Raw genomic sequence first — 19,226 nt, 5'->3', positions numbered from 1 at the left:
CACACGTGTGTTCCCTCTCTGCTTCGTATTTCTTCAGGTGTATAGTGGTGTTTGCTTATCTAACTCTTACTTTCTTAGCCTTGCTGTATTTGCCGTAGTAAGTCTTGCTTCCAATCTTCTTGTAAGCTCTAACCTTGATGGTGTAAGTCTTTCCACTCTTCAGTTTTTTGATAGTCCGCTTTACAGCCGCTGTCTTCACAGTCTTCGCTTTTGTACCAGCCTTCTTGTAGTAGATCTGGTATCTGGCTCCATTCTGCTTCTTGTAACGAACTGTTACGCGTTTCTTGCCTTTGGTTACCTTAACACTTGCCACCTTCCGAGGTTTTACGATAAAGGTCTTTGTGATTGTACCAGTATAATTTCCTTTTCCAGTGATTGTAAGGCTCGCCTGGCCGATATTTGTATTGTTCTTATATACCACACTGTAGTTGTCTGTGCTCAGAACTTTTCCCGCAATGTATACTCTCAGGTCGGTCTGCGTTCTGGCTTTTCCAGTGTAGTAGCGGTTTGCGACTCCCGTTACGCTCGCCTTCTGAATGTTTGCTTTTACAATCTCGAACTTCGCTGTTGCCGTTCCCGCGTAGTTGCCTTTACCAGTGATGGTAACGGTCGCAGTTCCTACATTTGTGTTGTTGCTGTATGCTACATCGTAATCCGCAGTCGTCAGTTCCTTCCCGTCCACTTTTACTGTTACGGCCGGAGTCAGGGCGCTGCCGGTATAAGTCTGCTGGTTCGCTACCGTAACCGTCGCGTCATTGATGCTGATTCCTACGATATCGAACGCGGCAGTAATTGTTCCCGCATAGTCACCGGTACCAGTAATGGTAACCGTCGCAGTTCCTACCAGAACGTTGTTGTTATAAGTTACGGTGTAGTCGGTGCCTTCCTTCAGTGTCTTCTTGTCCGCAGAAGTTACGGTTAAAGTCGGACGAATCTGGTCGCCTGTGTATTCCTGATCCGCAATTGCTGCTACGGTTGCTTTGGACAGAAGTTTGTCGCTGTTTTTGCCGTTTTTCTCTACATCAAGCAGATTGTCCAGAGCCTCCTGAGAAACCAGTGTTTTTTCGATGTCGCTTAACGCGTCATAGGCTTCTCTTGCGGCTAAGATGTCTGCTGCGGAAGAGTTCTCATTTAAATCACTTAACTGGTCACTTACTTTTGTTGCATTCGGATACATTACATTCAATTTAGCAATTGCAGCTTTGTAATAGCCTTGGCCGGGGCTGTCCCCGCTAATAGCATTGGTATCTGCACTAGTATCTTTGCCTAACGCGCTGAGCAGGTCATAAACAACTTTGTACTGCTGAATCTGCGCGTCGGTCAGAGTCAGACCAACATTACCGATCTTTTCTGCTTCGGTATCGATTGTTTTTTGGGAAGCTGCTACTACCGCTTTTTCTGCTTCTACCAGTTTCGCGTATTTCGTTACTTCACCGGCTTCATCCGCGCTCAGGTTTTCATAAGCTTCACGAGCCGCAGCGTTCGCTGCCTGTGCGGCCAGCAGTTCTTCTGCAGTGTAGGTCTTATCTGCGTCCAGAATGGTCAGCGCTTCGATGGCTTCATCGACTTTCGCGGCATCCTGACCCAGTTCCAGGGCTGCGATCTGTGCTTCAGCAGCCTCTAAGTAGTCTAATGCAGTTGCATAGTCGCCGGAACCAAATGGATTTGTGTAAGTTCCATAAACCTCATTTTCTACATCCCCTTCAAACGCATCATAATCTGCACGCAGGGCTTCAACGACAGGTTTGTAAGTGGCCAGGTTTTCAGCTGTGATATTCGCAGCAACTGGCAACTGTTCCATTCTTGCCTTTAAGCCATCTGCCGCAGCTTTTCCAAGATATGTATCTCTAGCAGCGATCAACTTATCAACTGCATCTTTAGTTGCCGTTTCGGTGGTAGTGTAAACATTAGTTGCTTCTGGAGATAAAGACTCAACTGCAGCTTCTGCCTGATCGATCTTAGCTTTTGCTGTTGCAAAGGCGGATGCATCCATACTTGGAATTTCAGTAGCATCTAAATCTTTAATCAGTTCTTTAATTGCATCAACTTCTGCCTGATAAGCAGCCTTCAAATCGTCTGCGATACCTTCAGCTTTATCAATCTCATTTTGTGTAAAATATACTGTGGTAGCCGATGCTTTTCCTGTGTAAGACTTAGGCTTATTGGTAGCTTTACCAATAACGGGTACAGAAACTCCATCTGTTCTCGTAGTCGCCATTTCAAACTCAGTTTGCGCCTTCTGATTAACCTTATAATCGTCCGATGGGAGCAGAGCCAATGCTTCTTTGGCTCTGGCAGCCTGATCTTCAGCACTCATAGCATTATATACTTTTGCAACTGCCGAAGCGACATTATTGAAATCATTCGCAAGTGCATCATCATCCACAATTTTCTTTGCCTCGGAGCTCAACTGCTTATAGGCCTCAAAGATAGAATTTATTTCATCATAGCTAGACATATCTGTAATGGCGCTAGCCTTTGGCAGGTTTGCAATCCGGTCAAGAACTGGTTGAGCTTCCGCAGTGGCTTCGGAAGAATCTTGGATCTTTTTAATAGCATCACGAATAGCTTTAACCTTCGTATCATAAGCAGTCGCTTTTGCCTGTAATCCAGAGATTGTGTCTAATGCTTCATAAGCATTTTCGGCAGTTTTGCATAATGCATCCGCATCAGATACATTCTCCGTTGTCACCGCAGCGCCGCTAGCATACTTATCACTTAAATCCTTTTCTGCCGTGGTGTATGCTTCCATTAGTTTTTCTGCTTTTTTAGCAGTATTTTCGCCCTTCTGATACTTACTCAAAACATCCTGTGCAAGCACCTCTCTCTGATCTTCAGTCAAAGCTTCGAACGCAGCCTTTACGTTAGTGAATGCCGATGTATTATAATTAGCTCCTGTAATTTCTGCTTGCTCATTAATCGCTTTAATTGCCTTATATAATGGAGAATAACTTGTGAAACTGGAAGCCTTGCTTGGAGTAATAAGTACACCATTTTTATTATCTGCAAATGCATGAAGTATATTGACATCAGAAACATGCGCTTTCTGTCCGTTCACTCCATTTTGATCCAACTCATTATATTTTTTTACAAGCTCTTTCAAAGTATCGCCATTGTAGAAGGCTTCGTACTCACTTACTCCAGCACTCGCATCAGCGAAAATTCCTAACTTTGTGGGAAGTTCACCAATCGCCTCATTCACATCATCAACAGCGGAAACCCAACTTTCATAGGAAGCCTTCGCATTATTATATGCAGTTAAATCCTCATCTCCGTCAAGCGCTTCCACTTCCGAAGCATTTAAGCTTTTATAAGCTGTTTCTGCTGCATCTAGAGCGGACTTATACGCATCGGTATAACCATAATTTTCGCCACTTACCGGAATAGCATCTACCGCAGTTCTAAACGCAGTTACTGCCGCAGATTCTTCTTCTGCAGCGACCACAGCGGCCGGTTGCTCTGATTTAGCGGTACTAGGTGACGCAGCAAACGCAGTCGCCGGTACCATCGTTGCTACCATGGCCGCTGAGGTCAGGGCAGCAATCAATTTCTTTTTCATGTTTACTCCTCCTGTCATGTTAAATTATACTGGTTTTTTTAGAAGACTTTGACTCCCGCAATGCAGGAGAACTTACAATTATCCTGCATTGCAAAGCGCGAAGGCTTTTCGCGACAAACTTGAAGGAATGGATTTGTTGATAAGCTCGGCGGCTGACAGGGGGAAGCCGTTCGATTCGGGCATAAAAAATGTGAACAAGAGAGAAAATCGGACTCTTTTGTTCACATTTTTTTAAGGGGGGGAACAAGGCAAGGCGCCCTTTCTACTTTTCTTCCAGGGTTTTTTCCAGCTGGGCCATTTTGCCCTTTGCCAATTCCTCGGAGATAAAGACCTGACCGCACTGTGGGCAGCGGGGGACCTTGTGGCGGAATTTTTTATCCAGATAGGTAAACTGGGTATCCATTTCTTCTAACTCACATTTGCATTTATTGCAGATCCGTTTCTTGTCTGATGCCATTCCAGACCGCCTCCAGTTCTATTTTTGTTCGGTGACAATATGCGTTGATCAGTTCATAATGGCGCCGGGCCTCATCCAGCACCCGATATTCCGCCCAATAGGTCATATAGCCGATGACGCAATATCCCGAAAGGGTGCCGATTTCTTCATTTAATATCGTCCGGTTGTGGCGCTGGCAGAAATCAATCGTCTGAAAAATTTGCTCTTCCAGTATTCGCTCCCGGCTCAGCTTTTCCTGGAGGGCGGAGGAGATTTCTACCGTCACTGGATATTCCTTTCGGGGGATTTCCGGCTGTTCGTCCCAGAAAAACGCCAGCAGAGTCTCTTTGAGGATTCTCCGGTTCTCCTGACGTTGAGTCACCGTGGGGAGCTGTTTTTGGCCTTCTCCTTCGCCAAAGAGCAGCTCCAGAATATGGTGGGTCTTTTTTCCTTGTCTGAGAAAAATATCCCGGCAGTTGATACAGTAGGTGATATACGGGGTTTCACTTTCCCTCACGCGTTTTTTCGCGACAAACTCCGCGTATTCAGGTCCGGCCATGTCTCCCTGGCCGCCGTAGCCGCAGCAGGTCATATAGGTATTGTTGTCCGGAAGAGAGTGGAGTGTTACTCCCAGATCTTCCGCCAGATCCCGGACCGCCTGTCTCGCGTCCGGCTCATGGCGGGCGGAGCATGGATCAAAGACCGCGTATTCCTCCTCACAGCAGCCGCCGCTGATATCCCAGGAACGCAACAGCTCGGGAAGGGAAATAACCGCGATTTCAGGCAGATATTCTTTGAAGTGCTTCAAACAGGTCATACATCCCATAATCATCGTCGGTTCTCCCAGATCGCGCCAGTGCTTGCGGATGTGTTCAAGGATTTCATCGAATCCTGCCCGATCTCCGGCCCACAGGCGCGGAACGCCGCAGCATTGAAGGAACATGGCGGTGTCCGGATGCTGGTTGAGCAGAGAATCATACAGCTTGACAACCAGCTCCGGTTCGGATGCTCCCAGCTGACAGCCGGGAAACAGAGCGTAAGAGCATTTTTCTTTGCCTTTTGGAGCGCGGACAAGCCGGGATTCTTTACTATTGGCCTGCTCCATGTCCCGCAGCCAGAAGTCATGGTGGGGCCAGGGCATTTTCCCCTGACTGTGCATCTTCTGGCGGCCGGACAGAAAGAGGCCGTCCAGATCAATCTCTTCCGGACAAGTTTCTTTGCAGATACCACACTGATTGCACATCGACATGAGTCTTTTTGCCGGAGTCGCTTTCAGTTCGCTTTTCCCCTCCAGCGTAGTGGCGATGATTTCATCCCGAACACGGATCGGCCATTTGTCCGTGAATTCCAGGAGGTCGCAGTGATCCCGGCAGGCGCGGCACTGGCAGCGGACGCAGCGGGAAGCTTCGGCGGCGGCTTCTTCTTTTGTATAGAGGGATGCTTCGGCCTCCACAGGAGGAAGACTGTCGGAAATCGTGATCATCGTTTTTTTCAGGCAGCTTTGACGGCTGTTTTTCGGATAATAGAGATTTCCGGTTTTCAGATAGTTGTCAATGACAGTGCCGATTCGCAGTCCTCCCGCCAGGGCATAAAGGGGAGTGTCTCCAATGAGTTCACCGCCGGCAAAATAACCGACTCCATCCCTTTCCACACAAAACGTATCCCCAGATGGACCGTGTTGCTGGGAAACCCCAAAATCCTCACCGTCTTTTCCTGTAGCAATGTAGACTGCCTGGAATCCGCCTCCTGCCAGTTCGTCCAGGGAGTGAATCGGGTGATTCAGGTGAAGAGCATATTCCAGATGGGAAAGCTGTTCGTCAAAATCTGTTTCAAAAATCGACGGGTCCATGCTTTTCCGGAGGCGTCCGCCGACGCGATCTGTTTTCTCAAAGACTTCCACAGTATACTTTTTCGTGGCCAGGCGCAGCAGGGCGGCCATGCCTGAAATTCCCGCCCCGATAATGGCAATTTTTTCTTTCTTGGGTGGCAGGTTATAGTCGGTGGCGGAGGTATCTCTGGTCAGAGCAATGCAAGCCTGCTCCAGGCGATCCATTTGAATCGCGCCGCCGTGTTCGCTTCGGGGACAGACTGTTTTGCAGGGAGTGTCACACAACTCCCTCGCGATATGGGGAAAGCCTACCGCGTTCCGGTAAACGCCAAAAGCGGCTTTCATAGAACCGCGGGACGCTTTCTCCATGAAGTTCAGGACTTCCATGTCGAAGGGACATGCTCCCGTACAAAAAGGGATTTCCCTTTGCAAACAGTGTTCAAAGTTTTCAAGGTATTCGTTCATCATATCGATTATCTTTCTGTTACAATGCTTCTTGGGCGGTCTGCAGCCCAAGGCGCAGGCGCGCGAACAAATCAATCCAAAATCGAAATGAAAAGCGCGCCGCGCGAACAAATTAGGACAAGTCCGGAATGAAGTGCGTCTTTGCCCCTTCAAATCCGCGAAAAGCATCAAAGATAGGGGAATTTTAATAAAGCAAAGCAAAAATTGATAAAATATGGTAATTTTTGGATTAAAAACGCACTTCATTCTGATTACATAGAAAAAAGTTGGCGCTTTCTGTGTCCGCGCTTACCGTCCATTCCGTAATCACCCATCCGAAATCCAACCTGTGTCATACCCCGGGGCTGGTTCAGTCCGGAATATCCGTAATCGGCTGGTAGCTTTCCTTTTTATCTTCCGGGAACATATCCTCAAACAGGTCGGTCATCGGATTGTTTTTAATATACTCCATTTCTTCATAGAAATCAGAGCCCAGGAAGTATTTCTTCGGAGGCAGGATTTCCTCGCCTCTTGCCAGTTTGTCGAGACCCTCCTTGATCTTTTCCGGATAGGCCGGAAGCTCGTAGATTCTCACGCCGCAGGCATTGTCGATGGCGTTGATAACCGCCATATGTCCCGCGGACTGGAAGGCTTCCGAAGCGCCCGAAGATCCGAATGGATTCGTATTTCTCGGCGTGCAGTGGTGAATCAGATTGAAATTGTCCGGAATATCCTTGATGGTCGGAATTCCCGCTCCGGCAATGTTATTATGCTTCTTGACATCCTCATAGTTTTCCGTCAGAGCAAAGCCGATACAGTGGGAAAGTCCGCCGTAGGCCTGGCCGTCTACCGCGGCGATATTGCCGATTACGCCGACGTCATCCACACACCAATAACCGATGCAGGTTGCTTTTCCGGTTTTGGTATCCACTTCTACTTCCGCCATATGCAGAGCGTAGGTGAAAGCGGGAGTCGGATTGCCGACGCCGGTATTGGGATCCAGATATTTGAGGGTCATATCCTCCGGGTTGTTGTATTGTGTTTCATATTTAGTAGGAATTCCTTCCGCTACCATTTCCTCATAGGTCCGATAGGTGCCGTCCGGTTTTCGCATAGCGTTCATCAGCTCGTCAGCCGCCATGACAACGGCTTTGCTGTTCATGTAATGCTGTCTGGAGGAAGCGGTGGCTCCGGAGTCCGGACAGTATTTGGAGTCGTTCTGAATGAGGACGATGTCGTCCGGCGTAACACCCAGAGGCTTTAAGGCTTCCAGCGTCGTTACCAGCGCGCCGACATCGCCGCCCTGCCCTTGATCCTGCCAGGTATCATACTTGGCGAATTTGCCGTTTGGCAGCAGCTCCAGGGCTACCGTACACTGGTCGAAGATTCCTTCTGTCACATTATAGCCGCCCCAGGCGATTCCTACGCCACGCTTTTTTTCCGGCGTGGATTCTTTCGCTGCTCGTTCTTTGACTTCCTCATAGATGGGCCGCATCAAATCCATCATCTTTTCCATCGGATATTCCCGGAACGGATACTGGTTGATATTAGTGTCTCCCGGCCGGGCGATGTTCTTATAGCGCAGCTCAAAGGGATCCATACCGATTTTCTTGGCCATCATATCCATCAGAGCTTCCGAAGCAGTGTAAGCCTGAGGAGAACCATAGCCGCGGTAAGCAGTGCCGTAATTGTGGTTGGTGCAGGCAACCCGGGTCAGACCCAGACAGTTAGGAATATTGTACGGGAAAAACATAAACTTAGCCGGTCTTGTAATCAGATCGTCTCCCAGCTCATTGTAGGAGCCGTGATCCATGCCGCAGTCCCATTCCGCGCCGATGATTTTTCCATTTTCATCACAGGCCAGTCTGCCGTTGGTGTAGGCGGGAGCGCGTTTCCCGGACAGGGCCATAAACTCGGGATAGGTGATGGAAAGGGCTACCGGCATATCGTCGCAGGCCAGACAGGCGATGGCTGCCATGGCGTAAGTAGCCGCCGCGATTCCCCAGCCAAAGGTCGCGCCGGTGGGGTTCTCTACAACACGGATTTTTTCCGCGGGAAGTCCGGTGGCTTCGGCAATGTCCCCAATATTGGAGTAGATCTGCATTGCTTTACAGTGGACGGTCAGCAGACCGTCGTCGCCCCAGTAAGCCTGAACCGTGTCGCCCTCAATGGGCATATGGGGCTCTCTGGAAGAATAAAAAGAGCCTTCCACCACATAAGGCGCCTCGTCGATAAGCTGCGGCGTATCGTGGCCCGCTCCCTTTACATTGGGCTGCTCGGACCACACATTGGGGTGATCTTCATGGATTCTCTGAGCGTCCGGCATAGCTGCCTCCAGATAGGTGCGATATTCCGGCAGCTGCTCCCAGTCGATGGTGACTTTTTTCGCCGCTTCCTGGGCGTGAGCCTTGGTATCGGCGACTACCAGGGCTACAACATCTCCATAGTTGAAAATTTTGTCCTCCACAAGGATGGGGTGAGATTGGCCGCTGGCCAGAGTTCTCGGCGTAAACTGCATGAATCCCAGGCGGTTTGGTCCCTTGATGTCCGCGGCAGTCACGACTTTGTACACACCGGGCATCTTTTCCGCTTCTTCTTTATGAATGGCCTTTAACTTGGCGTGAAAAGCCACCTTCGGCTGTACCAGCACCGCGTGAAGGGTATTTTCCGGCATTTTCAGTTCAATGTCGTCGCCGTAGTCCGCAAGTCCGCAGACCTTGGCGAGAGCCGCCGGGCGAACCAGTGGTTTTCCGTAGTACTCTTTGTCTTCCGGAAGTTTTACCATAATATCTTCCAGAGCACAATCGCTGCGCATTACTTTGGCGGCGTTCATAACCGCGTCTACGATCTGCTTGTAGCCGGTACAGCGGCAGATGTTGCGGTTTTTCTGGAACCAGTCGCGGACCTCTTCTCTGGTCGGACTTGGATTTTCCCGCAGCAGGGCATAAGTGGAAACGATAAAACCCGGCGTGCAAAAGCCGCACTGAACCGCGCCGGCGTGCATGAACGCTACCTGGATGGGGTGCAGATATCTGGGAGCGCCAATTCCTTCGATGGTCAGAACTTCGCTGTATTCCTCGATTTTTCCGATTTTTTTCGTGCAGGAGCGAACCAGCTTTCCGTTCAGCATAACCGTACAGGAACCGCATACTCCGGTACCGCAGCCTACTTTTGTGCCGGTCAGGCCCAGCCGTCGAATTACAGATGCCAGCGTATCCTTTTCCGGATCGCAGATAAACATGCGATCCGCTCCATTGATGTTTAACGTCATTTTCCTCAATTTCATAATAATTTGCCTCCAGTAAAAATTGAACTTCCTTTAACGTTTCACATCCAATAACAAAGGCCCTTTCATGCGTATGGAAAAGGCCCTGCCGGTATCCTGAAATGAAGGCCCGCAAAATGCGGAACCGTTGCTTTTTTTAGATATGTACACGAACCTTTTCAAACGCGGGAGGCCCATATGTTTCCACATGAACCCAATGTTCCCGGATCCATAGCGACAGCCTTAGGACTCCGGGAATCGGATTGTGTATTGAATTGTTACTATGCCCTCATTGTAGCAGTTTGGGAGAGGGGATGTCAACGAATGGGACAGGCGATTTTTGTACAAGTTTGCGGTTTTTCATAGTACAAACTGGCCGATATTTTGAATTGTCAAATTTTTTTGAAAAAGTGCCGTTTCTTTCCAAAAACTCGCCTTTGCGAACTTCTCCTTGTCGGGATCTTCATTTTATAATAGAATAAGAAAAAGTGATGAAAGAAAGGAACGATTCGAAAATGGCGTTAATAAGACCAGGAAAATTTGATATTACCGAAAAAGCGATGGAGATCTGCGCGTTGAAAAAAGGAGCGGCTGTTCTGGATGTGGGCTGCGGAGACGGGACCTGCGCGGAGCATCTTCAGGACAAATATGGGTATAAAGTAACCGGCATTGACATGAACTTGTCTAAAATTCAAGAAGGAAAAGAGCGGAACAAAAACCTGGACCTGCGTATGGGAGACGGGGAATTCCTTGAAGATTTTTCTTCCTTTTCCTTTGACTGCGTCATGATGGAATGCACGCTTTCCCTGATTAATTTGCCGGACGAGGCGCTGCACGAAGCCTTTTGCGTTTTGAAAAAAGGAGGCAAGCTGTTTATCAGCGATCTGTATCTAAAAAATCCGGATCCGCGTCAGGTAAAGGCGATTCAAATTGAGGCGGAACGGCAGGCGAAAATTCCGCATAAAGAGGAGAATTGCGGGGAAGGACAGATGCGCTTTGTGGATTTTCGTTTTGAGGGAGCATTTATCAAAGAGCCTATGCTCCGATACATGGAAGAGGTGGGATACAAGATTGTGGCCTTTGAAGACCGCAGCGCGGATCTGGATACCTATGTGGCGGAAACCATTTTGCGGGAGGGCTCTCTGGACAACTGCGTGACTTGCGCCAAAGGGAAAAAAGGAATCGGCTATTTTATGCTGGTGGCGGAGAAGCCAGAGAAATAAACCGGGAGGACAGGAATATGAATGAGGAAATTCTGGATTTAAAGTTGAAAGGATACTGTTGCAGCCAGATGATTATGGAAATGGGGCTGCGGCGGCTGGGGAAAGAAAATGAAGATCTGGTGGCGGCCATGGCGGGGCTGTGCGACGGTATGTGGTCAGGCCGGATCTGCGGCATTCTGTCGGCGGGAATCTGTCTTTTGTACCTGGCGGATCCGAAAGAAGCCAGCATGAATAATGTGGAGGAGCTGACCGAGTGGTTCGAGGATGCCTTCGAATATACGGACTGCGTGGATCTGATGGATGGAAACCCTCTGAACAAAGTGGAAAAATGCCCGATGATGCTGGAAGCGACCTTTCAGAAGATTGCCGAGCTCTTGGAGTGGGACGAATGAAGCCCTATCTGGATCTCTGGACCTGCCGGAAGCTGGGAGTGAAAAAACTGACACGGGAGTCGTTGGAAGACTGGCAGCTTTCCAGAATCCGGGAGACCTTTCAATGGGCGGTGAGCCAGAGTCCCTTTTACGCGGAACTGTATCAGGGGATGAAGGTGGATACCTGGGAAGATTTTCGTCAGCTTCCCTTTACGTCGCCGGAGGATGTTTGCGCCTGCGGCCTGGAGATGGTCTGTGTCAGTCAGAGCGAGATCAGCCGGATCGTTACCATGCAGACCAGCGGAACCACGGGACTTCCCAAACGAATTTATTTTACTCAAGACGATCAGGAACTGACAACCGATTTTTTTCATAACGGCATGCAGCTGATGGCGGATGCTTCCGACACGGTGATGATTCTGATGCCCTGCAGGAGACCGGGGTCCATCGGCGATCTTCTGAAACGGGGAGTGGAACGTTTTGGCGCGAAGGTCGTTGCCTATGGACTTCCCGACGGAAGTGATTACGGGCGGATCCTGCAGATTATGGAAGAATCGGGTGTGACCTGCGCTGTCGCTTTGCCGGGGCATATGGCGGAACTGGCAAAGCGGGCGGAGGCGGGAAACTACCAGATCCCCCTGCGAACTGTGCTGTTATCCGCCGACTATGTGTCTGCTGAAAGCAGGCATAGAATCCGAAATGCCTGGGATTGTCGGATTTTTGAACACTACGGCATGACCGAGATGGGCCTTGGCTGCGCGGTAAGCTGTCCGGCGCTGGAGGGCTGCCACATCCGGGAAGCCGATCTGTATCTGGAAATCATTGATCCCAAAACCGGTGAAGTACTGCCGGACGGTCAGGAGGGAGAAATCGTGTTTACCACCCTGACCCGAAAAGGAATGCCCTTCATCCGCTATCGTACCGGAGATCGGAGCCGCTTTCTCACCGAACCCTGCGTCTGCGGAAGCAACCTGAAACGGATCAGCCGCGTAGGGGACCGCCAGATGGCGAAGGGGCAGTGGCAGGAAAAACAACAGGAATAATCGTTTTATAATGGGGACGGCTTTCTGCCGCAAATGGCCGACCTTTATCAACAATCCTGGTTTATGGCAAATTGTTGATAAATTTTTCAGGGTTTCGGCCCCATGTCTGGCAAAAATGCGGGGATCCTCGCAAAAATCGGAATTTGAGGCGCTGCAGCTCAGTAAAAATTAGAAACAATTGCTGCTTTTTTCGACTTGTTTCTAAGGGCGCGGCGCCAACCGGAAAAAGGAGCGGACAGAAAGCAAGCATAGCGGAAATTAAGAAGAGCCAATAAAGAAAGAAACCCAATAAGGAGGAACTTATGTCGCAGAAGATTATTTATTTCGCAAGAGACCTGCTGGAGCAGGGAGAAGATTTTGTTATCGCCAAAGTGGTGGATACAAAAGGATCAACGCCCAGGAAAAAGGGTGCCTGGCTGCTGATGAAAAAAGACGGCACCACCCAGGGGACTGTCGGAGGAGGCCGGCTGGAGGCGGAAACGGAAAAGCTTTGTAAGGAAGTCTTTCAGACAAAAGAAAAAAGCAGACTGCACCATTTCAAACTGAATACCGAGGAACAGGACGCGCTGGACATGGGATGCGGCGGTGACGCGGATGTGTTAGTTCAGTATATTGACGCGGCCCACCCGGAGGAATTCGTAGAAGAGTTCAATCTGGAAACCACCGCCTATATCTTCGGAGCCGGCCACGTGGGGCTTGCTTTGGAGCCGGTACTGCGGTATATCAACTTTAAAACTATCGCCATCGACGATCGGGCAGAATACGCGAACCGGGAGCGTTTTCCGGAGGCCGCGGAAGTAAAAGTTCTGCCGGATTTCAAACATTCTTTTGATGAAATTCAAACCGATGAGAACAGCTATATTGTCATCGTAACAAGAGGTCACATGGGCGATTACGATGTGCTGAAAGACGCGCTGAAGCAAAAGAGCGCCTATGTGGGTATGATCGGCAGCCGAAAGAAAAACGCCATGCTCTTTGATATGCTGAGAAAGGAAGGATATTCGGAAGACGACATCGCCAGAGTCCATGCGCCGATTGGCCTTTCCATCAAGGCGGAAACCCCGGAGGAAATCGCCATCAGCATCGCGGCGGAGATGATTCAGGTAAGAGCGGAGCGTAGCTGATGAAAGTGATTATGCTCAAAGGTGTTTCCGGCACTGGAAAAACAACAACTGCCGAAGGAATTATTCGCGAATTGCGGAAACGCGGATATACAGTGGGTTCCATTAAGGAAATTCATTTTGAGGCCTTTACGATGGAAACCGAGGGCAGCAATACAGACCGGCACAAAAAAGCGGGCGCCCATCCTGTGACCGCCAGAGGTCTGAGCGAAACAGATATTATGTTTGATCACACGTTGGATATCGATCGGCTGCTGGATTATTACGATCAGGACTATGTGGTGATTGAAGGTGACAGCGGCGCCAACTGTCCGGTTATTATTACGGGGAAAACAGAGGAACAGCTCGCGGAACAGGTGAATTCCCTGACGATCGCTGTTTCCGGCGTGATTTCCAATAAGCGAAGCAGTTGGCGGGGGCTTCCGGTTATTAGCGGCCTGACGGATATCGGCAGGCTGGTTGATCTGATTGAAGAGAAAACACCGGAGCGGATGCCCAATTATTCTTCGGACTGCTGCACGGCCTGTGGAACCGACTGTCGAGGTCTGACCGAACGGATTCTGAAGGGAACAGCGAGCCGATCGGAGTGCGTTTTGAAAGGGCAGGACGTTCAGTTGTATGTAAATGGAAACGAGATCCCGATGGTGCCTTTTGTGAAAAGTGTAGTACGCAGCGTTTCCAAAGCTATGGTAGGAGAATTGGACGGATATGAAGAAGGGGCGGAGATTGTAATTAAGTTCCGCTCATAAGCAAAGAAAGGGGAGCAGGGTAAAGCGGATGGAAGAAAAACAAAGAGGAAAACAATTTGGCGCCTGTATTCTGGCAGCGGGATTTTCGTCAAGAATGGGCAGCTTTAAACCTTTATTGCCATTAAACGATGAAACGGTTATCGAAAGAGTCCTGCGAGTGTCGAAAGCGGCTGGAATCTGTAATATCGTTGTGGCTACGGGGCATAGCAGGGACAAGCTTTCGCCAATTCTGTCGGCGGCGGGAGCCAGAGAAGCTTATAACCCCCGGTTTAAGGAAGGTATGTTTACTTCCATACAGGCAGGAGTGGCGGCGCTGCCTCCGGAGCTGGAAGGATTTTTTATTCTGCCGGTAGACTGTCCTTTGATTACGGAAGAAATTATGAGAGCCTTGGTACATCGTTTTGATCCGAACCGGTTCACCGTACCCTGCTACAGGGGGAAGAAAGGCCACCCGCTGTTGGTTCCGCGGAAATACCGGGAGGAAATTTTAAAGCATGATGGACAAGGTGGATTGAAAGCGATTACAGATCGGGATTTTTCCCTTATGCAGCGGGTAGAGGTCGATTATGAAGGTGTTGTCATGGATATGGATACGCCCCAGGCCTATGCGGAAATAAAAGCGTATCTGGCAGGAGGCTGCCGCTCCGATAATCTGTCGCGGTTGGCAGAAGGCAGGCGTTTTTTTCTGGTTCGCCACGGACAGATCCGGCAGCACAAGGAAAAGATTTTTTTGGGACAGACAGATGTTCCTTTAAGTGAAGAGGGAAGAAAGCAGGCGGAAGCAGCGGGAAAGCGCCTGGCAAACCTTTTCCCGAAAACAGACCGTATCTATACCAGCGATCTGCTGAGGGCGGCGCAAACTGCGGAAATTCTGGGAAAACAAACTGGAATTTTCCATATTGTTCCGGAAAAAGGTCTGCGGGAAATGAATCTCGGTCCCTGGGACGGAAAATTTATTAGTGAAATAAAGCGGGAGTTCCCGGAGGAATATGAAAAACGGGGAACCCATCTGCTGATCTACAAAATGGGACACGGCAGCGAAAATTTTTTCGATCTTCAATACCGGGTTATGAAAACGTTAAGCCGGATTCTGAAAACAGATGATTCAAGGGATTTGATTCTGACTGCCCACAGCGGCGTGCTGCGAGGGATTGCCAATAATCTTGTTGGAAAAGATATTTCAGATCCCTGGGAGAAAATGAAAAACGGCGAAGTACGGGTTATCGGCGGCTGAAGTCTTCCCTGCGCAGCCGCACCCTCGTCCCGTAGGATGACATTTTAATGTTTCCTTCGCTGATAAGTTTTGTCTGCTCCGGCGTTAGAGTGTCCGGTGCGAGGCCGGAAAGTTCGTCCGCGCCGTAATCAAAGAGGGTAGGTGACATGGGCGTGCTGGGCCCCAGTACAATCGCGCGGGCCGCAGAGGAAAGCTGGAGCAGTCGGGGCAATGTTTTGTTGACAAACGCCGAGCCGGTGATAAAGACGAAATCCTGCTGCGGAAGCAGATATTCACAGGCCGAGTCCGGATAATCGCCGGGCCAGGGCTTCCGCTCGAGAACAGAGATGGACGCTGCGCCAGTGAGAAATTTTTCAAGGTTGTAAAAGTGGCCGATAATGGCTGCTTTTTTTTGTCTGACCGAGGCTGTGTAATCTGAGAAAGCATTTTTTGTGGGCTGCATGCCGGGAATAGAAAATAGTCGGGACGGATTGTTGTACCAGGCATTCAGCGCCGCGGCGCCCGCGCTGGCCTCGAAAAAGTCCCAGGACTTACAAAGTTCAGCTGCGGACTGCAGGTCAGTCCCGATTAGCTTTTTCCAGGACGGCAGAACAAGATCCTGCTCATTTATCGTAACAGCGAGGCCGCAGTACGGTCCGGCATGAACAACCGTCCAGGTTTTCCCCATATGGACCCAATCAATTTTTATATCGGATGGTACCTGCTCAATCAGCCGATCATACAGTTCCCACGTCATGAAAAACCTCCTTTAAAAATTGTTTTATCTCTTTGCGGATTACTTCCCGGTTTTGGGAGGAAAAGGATAGAATACGGGCGCGGCCGCTCTGAAGCAGCCAGTCTCGCAGATGTTTGTTAAGGGCAACGATTTCTTTCGGGTACCCGGCGGCCTGAATCATGAATCCGGCCTTGCTGGACAGCTTGAGGACGCCGATACAAGGAGTAGGAGCAGAAAGAACTTTATAAAGCCTTTCCCGAAATAAAGGAACCAGCAGCTCCGATCCGCCGATTTCATCAAGAAGGATCAGCGGCGCTCCGGAGGTTTCTTCCAGAAGCGATACTCCCAACTGTTCAAAGACTTCCGGATTCTTACGGGATTCTTCCCCATTATGCCAGGTGAAAACTCCTGACATTTGGGGGAAGTATTCCGCGTCCAACTGTAGCTGGGACGCAGGCGTCAGCCGGTAGCCGCAGGGACGTCCGTCCATCCAGAGCCGCTGGCTGGAAAATCCCCGAATCCGATCCACGTAAGGAGCGATTTCTTCCCGAATCAAAGTTGATTTGCCGGTTTTGGCCGGTCCTTCTAAAAATAAATGCATTTCATCAATATCCTTTCTGAATTCAGCAGTATTTTATCACATTCACGTTGGGAAAGAAATAAAAAAAATCAAAAATGTTTTTGAACAAACAGAACTCCGATGGTAAGTATGGTAAGATGATGGCATATGTTGACAAAACAATGAAGAATTTGTGAAAAAAGGAGGGAATTTTCATGATGCTTTGTAAAAAGCGGGCAATATCTGCGATTTTAGCAGTTCTGACCGCTTTCTGCGTGCTACTGACCGGAATTCTCGCGAATCCCCAACCGGTACGGGCAGCGGCTTTTTCACCCGCGACAAACGGAACCAACTTCATAAAACAGGAGGATCCGGCGCTGATTATTACAGGAACCGGCGCGGTAAAGGGGGATGGATTTCAGGGAAATTACAAATACCTGACCAAAAGCCAGAGGGACGGTATCCGAGACGAAGCTTCCGCAGATCAGTATTTCCCCTCCAATCAGAGGGACACTTATCTGAGCAATACTGTGTATTCCGCAAGAACAAAAGAGGAAAAGGGCGGCTGGCTGAAAATGACGGTCAGTGGTCTGGATCTGCGGGCGGTGGCAGAATCAATGGGAATAGAGCTCACCGCAAGTGACGCGATTTACACGAAAGGCAGTGATGGACATACCAGTTCTCTGATGAAAGCTTTTTCAAAAGAAAGGTACGCCTTTGACGCTGAGGATGCTCAGGTGGGAACTCGGGTATTCCCGGCAATCGCCCTTCAAGTCAATTCAGCGGGGGACGGCGAGCTTCCCCGATTTGTATTCGGGCAGGAAAATACAAACGATTTTAATATGCTGGCATGGGAAAAATGGTTGAAAAACGTTTGGATCGGCGAGCGGGAAAATGTGCTGACGCTTTCTATTAACGGACAGAATCGGAGTTACACCTTGGGCGATCTGATCGGAGCGAAATCAGGCAGTTATACCGCTCAGTATCAGTATATGGAAAATGGTGTGCAGAAAACAGTGGTTGCGACAGGAATCCCGCTAAACCGGTTCCTTGCGGATGCGGGAGTGGGAGTAAACACTATCGTTAAAAACTCTGATGGGACAACCGTTTCCGATCCTTCCAGATATTTTCTCGCCTATGACGCGGAAGTAAACTCCGAACCGATGAAAACATCCGGTCAATTGGTACTCTTAGGCCCAGGAACCACAAAGGATCAGGTCGTAAAAGAGAATATAACCGGAATCTCCGCGACCGTCGTAACTCCGGCGAATGTAGCAGGTCTAAAAGCGATGCAGAAAAGCTATAACAGCATTCGGATTGCCTGGAACCGGGCTTCCGGCGCGCAAGGCTACAACATCTATCGCTATGAAAAAGGAAAGCGCGGAGGATATCAGCTGCTGGACTGCGTGGAGGGTACGGCAAACACGACTTATACGGATCGGGGGTTGAAGACCGGGACACGATATTATTACAAAGTGAAAGCTTATATTACAGTGGGAAGTATCGACATAGAGGGAGCTTTCAGTAACCTGGCCGCTATAACGCCAAAACTGGGAAAGGGAAAAGTACGGAAGGTTTCCAGATACGGAAAACGTGGAATCAAGATTAAGTGGAACCGCGTAAGCGGCGCGAACGGTTATCAGATCCGCTTGGGAACCAACCGTAAAACAACAAAGGGAAGGAAATTTTACACTATAAAAAAAGGTACGACGGTCTCAAAAACGATACGGTATCTGAAGAAAAAAAACCAGAAGAAAAAGCGGCGTTATTATGTAAAGGTGCGTCCCTACAGAAAGGTAAGCGGTAAAAAGGTGTACGGTGCGTACTCCGCAGTAAAATCGATTAAACGATAGAGGTGCGTGATGAAAATCAATCGACAAAAAAAATGGATCGGAATCCTGCTGTGCCTGGTGCTGACCGTTATTCTGTGCGCTTGCGGACAGGATACGGAAAATTCCGCACAGAGCGGCGAGGCGTCGGAAAGCGTGGCCGCGAAGGAAATCACGCCGTCTGAACAGACTACGGAAACGAAGACAGCGAAGACGGAAAAGACAAGCAGGGAAAAGAAAGCGAAAACTACTTCAAAGGCTCCTGAACAGGAAGAGACGGAACAAACAGCGTCGAAAAAAACAGAAACAAAGACAAAGAAGACAGATACTGCAAAAAAAACTGACAAAAAAACGGCGAAAGCTTCTGAGAAAAAGAAAGACAGAAAGAAGAAAAGTTCCAAAGCGGTAAAGCCTTCAGGTCATGTTCTGACCGTAAAGAGCGGCGACAAAGAAGTATATTTTACCGCAAATCAGTTGTCAGGAATGGGAACAGGGACTTATAAATACTCTTACCGCAATAAAGAGTCTGCCCAGAGGCAATTCCTCAGCGCGACCGGAGTTTCCTTCTCCAGGGTTCTCTCAAAGAGCGGGTTTTCGGGATCAACTGCCAGATTCCGATCGAAAGACGGATACACAAAGGAATTTTCGGTTAGTGACCTGAAGGCTTCGAAAAAGGCTTTTTTAAAGAAAACCGGTTCCAGCGCAAAATCGGTTCCGGCGATTATCACCACAACTGGAGCGGATGCCTTTCGGTTGTGTTTTGGACAGTCTGCGGAAGATACCGATGAAAACGGTGATTATAACGCTCAGTACTGGGTGAAAAACATTGACTATATTGAAATTTTGTAGG

Annotated in this window: 14 protein-coding genes and 1 riboswitch; of the genes, 8 read left to right on the top strand and 6 right to left on the bottom strand. The window is 49.2% G+C overall.

Going from position 1 to position 19,226, the window contains the following annotated elements:
• Window positions 1-55: 55 nt before the first annotated feature.
• From H9L42_RS09030 to H9L42_RS09015, 4 genes are all read right to left on the bottom strand, one after another.
• On the bottom strand, window positions 56-3,559 hold the full coding sequence (locus H9L42_RS09030) for a fibronectin type III domain-containing protein (RefSeq protein ID WP_187303076.1): 3,504 nt from the start codon (window positions 3,557-3,559) through the stop codon (window positions 56-58).
• Window positions 3,560-3,821: 262 nt separating this feature from the next.
• Entirely contained in the window at window positions 3,822-4,016 is a 195-nt protein-coding gene (locus H9L42_RS09025; protein ID WP_187303075.1) for a DVU_1557 family redox protein, read from the bottom strand.
• Window positions 3,985-6,291, bottom strand: a complete 2,307-nt coding sequence (locus H9L42_RS09020) for a pyridine nucleotide-disulfide oxidoreductase/dicluster-binding protein (RefSeq protein ID WP_187303074.1) — start codon at window positions 6,289-6,291, stop codon at window positions 3,985-3,987. The genes H9L42_RS09025 and H9L42_RS09020 overlap by 32 nt, the downstream gene beginning before the upstream one ends.
• Before the next feature lie 346 nt (window positions 6,292-6,637).
• On the bottom strand, window positions 6,638-9,553 hold the full coding sequence (locus tag H9L42_RS09015) for a molybdopterin-dependent oxidoreductase (RefSeq protein ID WP_187303073.1): 2,916 nt from the start codon (window positions 9,551-9,553) through the stop codon (window positions 6,638-6,640).
• Between the two features lie 135 nt (window positions 9,554-9,688).
• Window positions 9,689-9,808, bottom strand: a riboswitch (molybdenum cofactor riboswitch).
• 239 nt (window positions 9,809-10,047) lie between these two features.
• On the opposite strand from H9L42_RS09015, the gene trsM reads away from it, so the two are divergent.
• From trsM to H9L42_RS08985, 6 genes are all read left to right on the top strand, one after another.
• The gene (trsM, locus tag H9L42_RS09010; RefSeq protein WP_187303072.1) at window positions 10,048-10,755 is read left to right on the top strand and encodes a DVU_1556 family methyltransferase; all 708 of its coding nucleotides are present in this window, start codon (window positions 10,048-10,050) and stop codon (window positions 10,753-10,755) included.
• Between the two features lie 17 nt (window positions 10,756-10,772).
• The gene (locus H9L42_RS09005; RefSeq protein ID WP_187303071.1) at window positions 10,773-11,147 is read left to right on the top strand and encodes a C-GCAxxG-C-C family protein; all 375 of its coding nucleotides are present in this window, start codon (window positions 10,773-10,775) and stop codon (window positions 11,145-11,147) included.
• A complete protein-coding gene (locus tag H9L42_RS09000; RefSeq protein WP_187303070.1) occupies window positions 11,144-12,169 on the top strand; it encodes a DVU_1553 family AMP-dependent CoA ligase in 1,026 nt (341 codons plus the stop codon). The genes H9L42_RS09005 and H9L42_RS09000 overlap by 4 nt, the downstream gene beginning before the upstream one ends.
• Window positions 12,170-12,471: 302 nt before the next feature.
• The gene (gene xdhC, locus H9L42_RS08995; protein ID WP_187303069.1) at window positions 12,472-13,293 is read left to right on the top strand and encodes a xanthine dehydrogenase accessory protein XdhC; all 822 of its coding nucleotides are present in this window, start codon (window positions 12,472-12,474) and stop codon (window positions 13,291-13,293) included.
• On the top strand, window positions 13,293-14,039 hold the full coding sequence (locus H9L42_RS08990) for a molybdopterin-guanine dinucleotide biosynthesis protein MobB (protein WP_187303068.1): 747 nt from the start codon (window positions 13,293-13,295) through the stop codon (window positions 14,037-14,039). Before xdhC ends, H9L42_RS08990 begins: the two co-directional genes overlap by 1 nt.
• Window positions 14,040-14,067: 28 nt before the next feature.
• Window positions 14,068-15,273, top strand: a complete 1,206-nt coding sequence (locus H9L42_RS08985; RefSeq protein ID WP_187303067.1) for a histidine phosphatase family protein — start codon at window positions 14,068-14,070, stop codon at window positions 15,271-15,273.
• Here the strand turns inward: H9L42_RS08985 and H9L42_RS08980 are convergent.
• Window positions 15,260-16,009, bottom strand: coding sequence for a Rossmann-like domain-containing protein (locus tag H9L42_RS08980; RefSeq protein ID WP_187303066.1), 750 nt, complete (start codon window positions 16,007-16,009; stop codon window positions 15,260-15,262). The two genes, H9L42_RS08985 and H9L42_RS08980, sit on opposite strands and share 14 nt — an antisense overlap.
• On the bottom strand, window positions 15,990-16,589 hold the full coding sequence (locus H9L42_RS08975; protein ID WP_187303065.1) for a nucleoside-triphosphatase: 600 nt from the start codon (window positions 16,587-16,589) through the stop codon (window positions 15,990-15,992). Before H9L42_RS08975 ends, H9L42_RS08980 begins: the two co-directional genes overlap by 20 nt.
• 173 nt (window positions 16,590-16,762) lie before the next feature.
• Between H9L42_RS08975 and H9L42_RS08970 the strand changes: the two genes are divergently transcribed.
• Both H9L42_RS08970 and H9L42_RS08965 read left to right on the top strand, forming a co-directional pair.
• Window positions 16,763-18,400: a fibronectin type III domain-containing protein gene (locus H9L42_RS08970; protein WP_187303064.1), complete on the top strand. Its 1,638-nt coding sequence runs from the start codon at window positions 16,763-16,765 to the stop codon at window positions 18,398-18,400.
• A gap of 9 nt (window positions 18,401-18,409) precedes the next feature.
• Window positions 18,410-19,225 carry a hypothetical protein gene (locus H9L42_RS08965; RefSeq protein WP_187303063.1) on the top strand — a complete coding sequence of 272 codons (816 nt, stop codon included), beginning with the start codon at window positions 18,410-18,412 and terminating at the stop codon, window positions 19,223-19,225.
• Window position 19,226 lies beyond the last annotated feature (1 nt).

This window comes from Zhenpiania hominis, assembly GCF_014333425.1.
In the GTDB taxonomy this organism is placed as follows: domain Bacteria; phylum Bacillota; class Clostridia; order Peptostreptococcales; family Anaerovoracaceae; genus Hominibacterium; species Hominibacterium hominis.
Note: the sequence above shows the minus strand (reverse complement) of the source record. Positions and strands in the feature narration are given on the sequence as shown.